This is a genomic window from Streptomyces sp. NPDC054813 (genome assembly GCF_053611365.1).
This window is the reverse complement of record NZ_JBSHAF010000028.1, coordinates 1-7352: the sequence shown is the minus strand read 5'-3', so window position 1 is coordinate 7352 and position 7352 is coordinate 1. Positions and strand designations below refer to the sequence as shown.

General features: G+C 67.9%; 7 protein-coding genes and 3 pseudogenes. 5 read left to right on the top strand and 5 right to left on the bottom strand.

Translation table 11 applies throughout. The features are described from left to right. Window positions 1–378 precede the first annotated feature (378 nt). Together ACWGJB_RS40375 and ACWGJB_RS40370 are read right to left on the bottom strand one after the other, a co-directional pair. Window positions 379–1302, bottom strand: coding sequence for an RNA polymerase sigma-70 factor (locus tag ACWGJB_RS40375; protein WP_453385005.1), 924 nt, complete (start codon window positions 1300–1302; stop codon window positions 379–381). A gap of 181 nt (window positions 1303–1483) precedes the next feature. Then, window positions 1484–2251: an SDR family NAD(P)-dependent oxidoreductase gene (locus ACWGJB_RS40370; RefSeq protein ID WP_453385120.1), complete on the bottom strand. Its 768-nt coding sequence runs from the start codon at window positions 2249–2251 to the stop codon at window positions 1484–1486. A 1073-nt stretch (window positions 2252–3324) separates the two neighbouring features. Between ACWGJB_RS40370 and ACWGJB_RS40365 the strand changes: the two genes are divergently transcribed. After that, on the top strand, window positions 3325–3741 hold the full coding sequence (locus ACWGJB_RS40365; RefSeq protein ID WP_453385004.1) for a hypothetical protein: 417 nt from the start codon (window positions 3325–3327) through the stop codon (window positions 3739–3741). A gap of 138 nt (window positions 3742–3879) precedes the next feature. Here ACWGJB_RS40365 and ACWGJB_RS40360 read toward each other — a convergent pair. After that, window positions 3880–3981, bottom strand: a pseudogene (locus ACWGJB_RS40360) (IS5/IS1182 family transposase); the annotation flags it as partial. A gap of 230 nt (window positions 3982–4211) precedes the next feature. On the opposite strand from ACWGJB_RS40360, the gene ACWGJB_RS40355 reads away from it, so the two are divergent. Continuing rightward, window positions 4212–4754, top strand: a complete 543-nt coding sequence (locus ACWGJB_RS40355; protein ID WP_453385003.1) for a hypothetical protein — start codon at window positions 4212–4214, stop codon at window positions 4752–4754. Between the two features lie 226 nt (window positions 4755–4980). Here the strand turns inward: ACWGJB_RS40355 and ACWGJB_RS40350 are convergent, their stop codons facing one another. Beyond that, window positions 4981–5325: a hypothetical protein gene (locus tag ACWGJB_RS40350; protein WP_453385002.1), complete on the bottom strand. Its 345-nt coding sequence runs from the start codon at window positions 5323–5325 to the stop codon at window positions 4981–4983. A 185-nt stretch (window positions 5326–5510) separates the two neighbouring features. On the opposite strand from ACWGJB_RS40350, the pseudogene ACWGJB_RS40345 reads away from it, so the two are divergent. The 3 genes and pseudogenes from ACWGJB_RS40345 to ACWGJB_RS40335 all read left to right on the top strand — a co-directional run. After that, window positions 5511–6221: pseudogene (locus ACWGJB_RS40345) on the top strand (MBL fold metallo-hydrolase); the annotation flags it as partial. An 85-nt stretch (window positions 6222–6306) separates the two neighbouring features. Then, window positions 6307–6660 carry an ISAs1 family transposase gene (locus ACWGJB_RS40340; RefSeq protein WP_453385001.1) on the top strand — a complete coding sequence of 118 codons (354 nt, stop codon included), beginning with the start codon at window positions 6307–6309 and terminating at the stop codon, window positions 6658–6660. Then, window positions 6600–7055: an ISAs1 family transposase gene (locus tag ACWGJB_RS40335; protein WP_453385119.1), complete on the top strand. Its 456-nt coding sequence runs from the start codon at window positions 6600–6602 to the stop codon at window positions 7053–7055. The genes ACWGJB_RS40340 and ACWGJB_RS40335 overlap by 61 nt, the downstream gene beginning before the upstream one ends. A gap of 52 nt (window positions 7056–7107) precedes the next feature. Here ACWGJB_RS40335 and ACWGJB_RS40330 read toward each other — a convergent pair. After that, window positions 7108–7352, bottom strand: a pseudogene (locus tag ACWGJB_RS40330) (TetR family transcriptional regulator); the annotation flags it as partial.

The following is a 7352-nucleotide window of genomic DNA, read 5'->3' as shown; positions in this document are numbered from 1 at the left end:
GGGTGTGGGGGGGGGGGGGGGGGGGGGTGTGTGCTATCGGGGCGTTATCCCCGCCACACCCCCCCCGCAGCTTGCCCGCGGGGGGGGCACGCGCCGCCCCCGGCCTCCCCCCCCCCCGCGTCGGAGGGTAGGGCCTCGGCTTCGCCCAGTCGTCGGCGTCGACTGTGGCCGGCAGTCGCTCGCGGTCACGCAGGAGCTCGGCGAGGTTGGTCTCCGGATCGGGCAGACAGGCGCGGCGGTTGTCACCGCGTCGGCGCGGTTCGTGTCACCAGCTGCGCGCGCAGCAGATCCGTGTCACCGGCTCCGGCGCTGCGTCGGTCGCCTGAGCTCAAGCAGCAGCCCAGGCGTCCCAGCCCTGGAGCGCGGTCTGTTCCTCGGTCAATCCGCGGGCCGGTGTGCCTGGTTCGCCTCACGGAGGGCCTGCCAGGCGTCCGCCACAGGGCCGACGTGCCCGAGCTTGTCGGGGTTGTTCACCGTGCGGATCGTCTGGATCTGCCCATCGAGTACGTCAAGTGCCCAGGTGCTGAGGACCTGGCCATCTCGGTCGCGGAAGATCGAGCCCGGCTGGCCGTTCACCTGCTGCGGCTCGACGACGCCACCGCTCCTGATCATCAGCGGGACAAACGACGCCAGCGCCCGGAGCACGTTCTCGGCACCAAGGATGACGGGCTTGAACTGCGGGGCCTTGCCGCCGCTGTCGCCGATCATATGAACGTCGGCGGCCAGCAGCTCGGTCAGCCCGTCGACGTCTCCTTCGCGCAAGGCGTCGAAGAAGCGTTCGGCGAGTTTCTCTCGTTCCTTCCGGTCCGCCTCGAACCGGACCCGGCCCGCGTCCATGTGACGGCGTGCCCGCACCGCGAGCTGGTGGCACGCCGCTTCCGACCGTCCCACGGCCGATGCGATCTCCGGGAAACCGAAGGCGAACACCTCTCTCAGCACGAAGACCGCACGCTCCAGCGGGGTCAGCCGCTCCAGCAGGAGCAGGGCCGCCATCGACACCGAGTCCGCCAGCTCCGCCGACCGCACGGGATCCTCGTACGGGTCGGTCAGCAGCGGTTCCGGGAGCCACGGCCCGACGTACTCCTCCCGCCGGACGCGGGCCGAGCGCAGCACGTCGATCGAGATCCGGGTGACCACGGTCGACAGGAACGCCCTGGCCGACCTGGGCCGGGTGGAGGCGGCCTGGTAGCGCAGCCATGTTTCCTGGACCGCGTCCTCCGCCTCGCTCACACTGCTCAGGATCCGGTAGGCGATCGAGAACAGCAGTGGCCGCAGCTCCTGGAACTCTTCTGTCTTCGTCACGCCGGATTCTCCTTGTTTGCATGCACCTTGACCGGCCCTGGTGTACGGACTTGTTCCGGCTCCACTCGCAAGGTGGAGCGCACACCCCCTGCAGCTGCGTCCTTTCGCCGAACGAGGGGCCCCACTTCCGTCGTGCGGTGGGGTAGCCGTACCGATACAGCGCAGCTGTCCGGGGCCAGCATCACCAGGGCACCGGACCCTCCTCACTGAAGAACCCTCCGGTCGGTCCGTCCGTGCCGAGCATGGCCAGGCGCACCACGGATGTGGCACCCTGCGCGACCGTGAGGAACCCGGTGTGGTTGTTGCTGTCCGTGTCGACGAAGCCGGGGGCGACCGCGTTGACCAGGATGCCGTCCCTCCGTAGCTCATTGGCGTACTGCACGGTCAGGGCTGTCAGCGCGGTCTTGGACGGCGAATACGCGGCGGACGGCAGCAGTGCCGTGAAGGGGCCGTCCGGATCGCTGGTGAGAGTCAGCGACGCGGCGTGACTGCTGACGTTGACGACGCGTGGCGCTGGTGACCGCCGCAACAGCGGCAGCATGGCATTGGTCACTTGGATCACCCCGAAGACGTTGGTCTCGAACACCGCCCGAACCATGTCCAGGTCGACGGAGCTGGGGACCTGATCGTGGGCGTCTTCGGGCGACACCTGTCCGGAGCCGGTGATTCCGGCGTTGTTGATCAGTACGTCGAGATAACCGAAGTGCTCCTCGAGCTGCTTCGCGGCCTCTTGGACTGTGGCCAGGTCGGTGACGTCCAAGGTGACGGCGCGAGCATTACCGCCGGCCGCGCGCACTGCCGCAGCGGCCTCCTCGCCGCGCAGCGGGTCTCTGGCCCCGATCACGACCGCCATGCCCAGCGCGGCGAGTTGCTCGGCAACGCCACGGCCGATCCCCTTGTTTGCCCCGGTGATCAGCGCGACATCCTGGTGCGTGCTTTCCTCATTCATCATCTGCTCCTTGTTGTCGAGGCGGACTCTTCTCAGAACCTGTCTTCACAGCCTGAGACGAGACAGCCAGGCCATCTCTGACATGCGGGCACAAGGAGCTCCTCACCCGTGAGTGGGGCCACCGGCGTGGGACGTAGGGCCGGCACCTCACCAGAACAGGGCGCGGTCACGGCACCGCATCAACCGGCTATGACCAAACCGATGGGCGATTGGCGCCGTCACCTGCACATATCCGCCCCCCAGCCATGAAGCGTTCCATGATCGCGCCGGTCAGTGCAGAAGCGGTCACGCTCACCGTAGGCTGGCACGCCGTCGGAGCGACGCGGCATGACAGCGCATCCGAGCACTCCGCTGCGTGCCGGCGGGCTGCGGTGACGACTTCGGTAAACGAGCCGGTCAGCTCCGGAAGCAGAAAGAGCGCGAAGCCCACGATGAGGACTGCCTCAACTCCATAAATGCGTGCGCGGAGTGAGCGCAGCTGCAGAACCTCAGCTTGATCGTCGAGCAGAATCCGACCTGTTGCGGTGGCGCGACCCGTGCGACATCGACGATTCTGCAGAAACCCGGGTCCAAGACGAGGCGGGTGCTGAGGCGGAGGAGGATGCCGCCGCCTGTGCACTCCTCGGTATCCCGGCCGAGGACTGCTCCGTCACAGCGGACGTAGTGAAGCGGGCCTCCGCCTGTCTCGTCGCATTCTGACGGCGCGGCATCGAAGTGTCACTGGAGCCCCTTTCACGCACCACCGTTTTCCTGCCGCAGTACGCGCTTGGCCTCGGCGGCGGTCGGGTGTTCCTTGGGAGCTCAATCGCACGGTTTCGGGACCGGGCTGGAGGAAGCCGCGAGTGTTCGATGCGGTTGGCGGCAACGCTGCTTGCGGCGCTGCCGGCCATCTACGTCTGGAGGTCGCCGGTCAGCGTTCCCCAGCCCGCCGGCCGCAGAACCGGTAGGCAGCCTCCGACCGTTGCTCATCGGCCGGTGACCTGTGATGATCCAACCCTGATCCGTGATCACGGGGGAGCTCGAGCATGGGACCTTTGAGACCAGGCAGTCACAACACAGTGTCCCGTCGGAGCGTGAAACGACCACGCATCGCTCTGCTGGCCGCGCTGGGCATCACTGCCGTCTTCGTTACGGGGTGCGGAGGTTCCGGCGATGACGGCGATGAAGGACTGCCGGTGCGGTTGGTCAACGAGTCGGCCTGGGATGCTCACGTGCTCGGTTGTCCGTCATGCGGAGAGCGCGGTGTTGTGGTCGAGGGAGATCCTGACCGAACGCCGGGCGGGGGCGGCGGTACCTACTTTGGGTGGACCGAAGAACACGCATGGCCTGTCACGTACAAGGTGGTCGTCCGGGGAGTGGAGTCGGTCTGCCCGGTCATCGACCCCGAGCCCGGCAAAGCAGAGGGGACAGTAGGCACCCGAGACGTCATCTACGTAGTAGACAAGACCGGGATGTGCGTCGCAGGCCCAGCGAGCCTGGACGACCTCTGACGTCGACATGTGCGGGATCAATCGCCTCAAGGTGCGACACGAAGTCGCACACGTCAAGTGGGAAAGCCACGAAGGAAGGAGAGGTGGACGGCCTTCACGGTGTCGGTGAAAGGGGTCGTGCTGCACCGGAGCTTCCGCAGCAGGCACCGCCGCTTGAGGGCGGGTGGCCTTGATGTCGTGGACGGCGCCCGGCAGGGTCGGCGAGGCCCACAGCAATCGGCCATGCGGATCGGCGATGACCGACTGGGGGCCGGGAACAGCCCGCCGGTGTAGGTCTCACCGATGTGGAAGACGAGGAAGACCCGCGTCGAAGGGCATGCGACCGTGTCCGCCACCGGGCGCCCCGGGCGAGTGGCGATGCAATTCTGCGGTGCGGGCGAAGGTGACCAGTGGGATTCTGTAGTTCCTGGAACCCCAGGGGCCGACAGCGCGGCCCTGGGCACCGGCAGTTGCCCAAGGTGGTTGAAGTGATGGGCATCACGAGAACAGGACGTCCACGACGACGGCCCCTCACGCCGCTGGCCGCCGTCGTCACCGGCGTCGTCGCCGGCGTCGCGGGGACGGTTTGCATGGATGCCGCGCGCTATCTGCGATATCGACAAGCGGGAGGCACCGAAAGTCCCAAGGACTGGGAGTTCGCGCCGGTCGAAGGCTGGGAAGAGGCGCCGGATCCGGGCAAGGTGGCGAAGCGGCTACTGGAGGGGTTCACACAGCACGAGATCCCTGACCGATGGGCATGGCTCGTGAGCACCGCGATGCACTGGTCCTACGGGTCCGCCTGGGGAGCGCTGTACGGGATTGCTGCCGGATCGGCCCGGCGCCCGAACCCGTTGCTCGGCATTCCCTTCGGCGCGACTGTGTGGGCCAGTGCATATCTGGTCCTCCCGCAGGCCGGGCTCTACAAGCCGATCTGGAAATACAGCCCGAGGACATTGGCTGAAGACCTGAGCGCACACCTCGTGTTCGGTCTGGGAGCCGGCACCTGCTTCTGGCTCACCAGCAGACACCGCTGACACGGCGCTCTGCGACAGTCTCGGCGCACCGCGCCAACCTCGCCGTCGAACAGCACCGGCAGAAAATGCGCCCGCATGTCGCACCTGCTGCGCCGGCGCAGGCGATGCCTGCATGGCATTCGCCCTTGGACAGCGACGACGGTCACAGACAGCGCCAAGACCGGTTTCCGCCCACTCGCCCTGTCGGTATTCGGAGCCACGGGGGTGCAGGTGAATCCCTGCTTCCTCATGCAGGCCGCGATCGCGTTTCCGTCAGGTACTGCTTCTCGAGGGCCGCGCCGGCGTCCGCGGGAACGTCGAGTTGCCCGGACGAGCCGGCCGGGACCGGTCCGTCGCCCGCCGACTCTGATGCGTTGTCGGCGCCACAATCCGCCGACAGCGGCAGCAGACTCACCGCTACGGCCAGTTTCCCTTCTGATTTTCCCTTCTGATCCGCGCCGACGTCGGCAACGCCGTACTCCTGGAGTCGCAGAAGGACGCCCCTCGCCGGGTCGAGGAAGTAACCGTTGCCGGTCTCCGCCCAGGTGACCTCGCCGATGCTGTTGCAGAAGGTGACCGGGTCAGCCAGCATGCCCCACCAGTGCGCGCCGGGGCCCTGGGGGGGCACTACAAGGTCGAGCCGTCAGTGGTGGCCGATGTTCCGCGCTCCTGGGCCTACACCGCTGACCCCCTGCCCGAAGGAGCGCCCCCAGGCGACGCAACCCGCCGTGATCAGCCACACAAGGTTCCGCCCGCTGCGTCAGCGCCGTGCGGGCCATGGGCATGTCGCGGATAGCGCCTGGATCGTCCGAGATGCAGGCTGGAGATGTGGACACCATGGCGCTGGGAAACGTGGAGATCACCCGCGTGGTCGAGCTGCCCACCAGGGGCAGCGCCCGCGCCTACATCTTCCCCGACGTGCCCGTCGAGCACTGGCATACGCACAGGAACTGGCTTGCCCCCACCTTCCTGGACCCGGCTGCCGACGAGATCCGCACCATGAGCCAGACCTGGCTGCTCCGCAGTGAGGGCCGGACGATTCTGATAGACACCGGTATCGGCAACGACCGGGACCGCCCGGCAACGCCGCCCTTCCACCATCTACACACCCGCTACCTCGAAGAGCTGGCCGCGGCAGGCGTCCGCCCCCAGGGCGTGGACACGGTGATCTGCACCCATATCCACGGCGACCACGTCGGCTGGAATACCCGCCCGGCAGGCCACGGACAGTGGCGGCCGACCTTCCCCAACGCCCAGTACGTCTTCTCGCGGGCCGACTACGACTACTGGAACCCCGCCAACGGACACCGGCCCCGCGCCGGCCTCCGGATGGCAGGCGTCTTCGAGGACAGCGTCGCCCCCGTACACCAAGCGGGACAGACCGTGCTGTGGGAGGGCGACCACCACGACATCGACGCCCAGCTCCGTATCGAGCCCGCCCCAGGACATACGCCCGGCTCCTGCGTCGTATGGTTGCGGTCCGGCTCGGACCACGCGGTGTTCGCCGGGGATCTGCTGCACAGCCCCCTGCAGATCGCCGACCCTGGTCGGTCTGGCCGTCGACGGCAAGACCGTGCGCGGATCCCGCACCGACGGCACCGCCGTCCACCTGCTCGCCGCCGCGCTCCACGCATGCCAGACCGTGATCGCCCAGCGCCAGATCGCCGCGAAGAGCAACGAAATACCCGCCCTCGCCCCGCTGCTGAACCGGATCGACCTGCGCGGCGTCGTCGTCACCGCCGATGCGATGCACACCCAGCGCGCGCACGCCGAACACGTCATCACCGCCGGCGGCCACTACCTCCTGGTCCTGAAGGGCAACCAGAAGAAGCTGCGCAAGCAGCTGCGCCGCCTGCCCGGAAGCAGATTCCGCTGCAGGCCCGCACCGCCGGGGCCGGGCACGGCCGCCGCGAGGTCCGCCGCCTGAAGGTCTGCACCGTCCGTCCCGGCCTGCTCTTCCCGCACGCCGTCCAGGCCGTGGAAATCAAGCGCCGCCGCACTGACCGCAAGACCGGCAAGGTCGAGACGAAGACCGTCTACGCGATCACCAGCCTCCCGCCCGAACAGGCCAGCCCGGCGCAACTCGCCGAACTCGTCCGGAATCACTGGTCAGTTGAGGCCCTGCACCACGTCAGAGATGTGACGTTCGGCGAGGACGCCTCGCGAGTACGCACCGGCACCGCGCCCCGCGCCATGGCCACCCTGCGCAACCTCGCCATCGGACTCATGCGCCAAGCAGGCTGGACCAACATCGCCGCCGCAACCGACCACTACCGGTCACGCCCCCAGCACGCGACAGCCATGCTCCGACTCACAACCTGAGAACGCATCACCCCTGGTGTCGCACCACCTGGTTGATCCATCGCTACGCTGATCACGTCGCGCCGGCGGTCATCGCCACGAGCTCGCCCAGCACCTCGCGCTCGATGTCGAAGAACGACCGCTCCTCACCCTCGGCGATCCACTTGCCGAAGGCCACGCCGAACACGGTCACCCCGGATTCCGCGGCGAGCGTGGCCGTAGCCTCGGGGACGCCCCGCGATCGGAGGGCGGCAGCGACCGCCGTGGCCAGCCCCGCCAACTTCAACAACTCCCGTTCCTGCAGCGCAGGATTCTCGG

Coding starts and splice junctions, on each gene's coding strand:
- ACWGJB_RS40355 (WP_453385003.1), top strand. CDS start 4,212: ATGGGCATCACGAGAACAGGACGTCCACGACGACGGCCCCTCACGCCG.
- ACWGJB_RS40350 (WP_453385002.1), bottom strand. CDS start 5,325: ATGCTGGCTGACCCGGTCACCTTCTGCAACAGCATCGGCGAGGTCACC.
- ACWGJB_RS40370 (WP_453385120.1), bottom strand. CDS start 2,251: ATGAATGAGGAAAGCACGCACCAGGATGTCGCGCTGATCACCGGGGCA.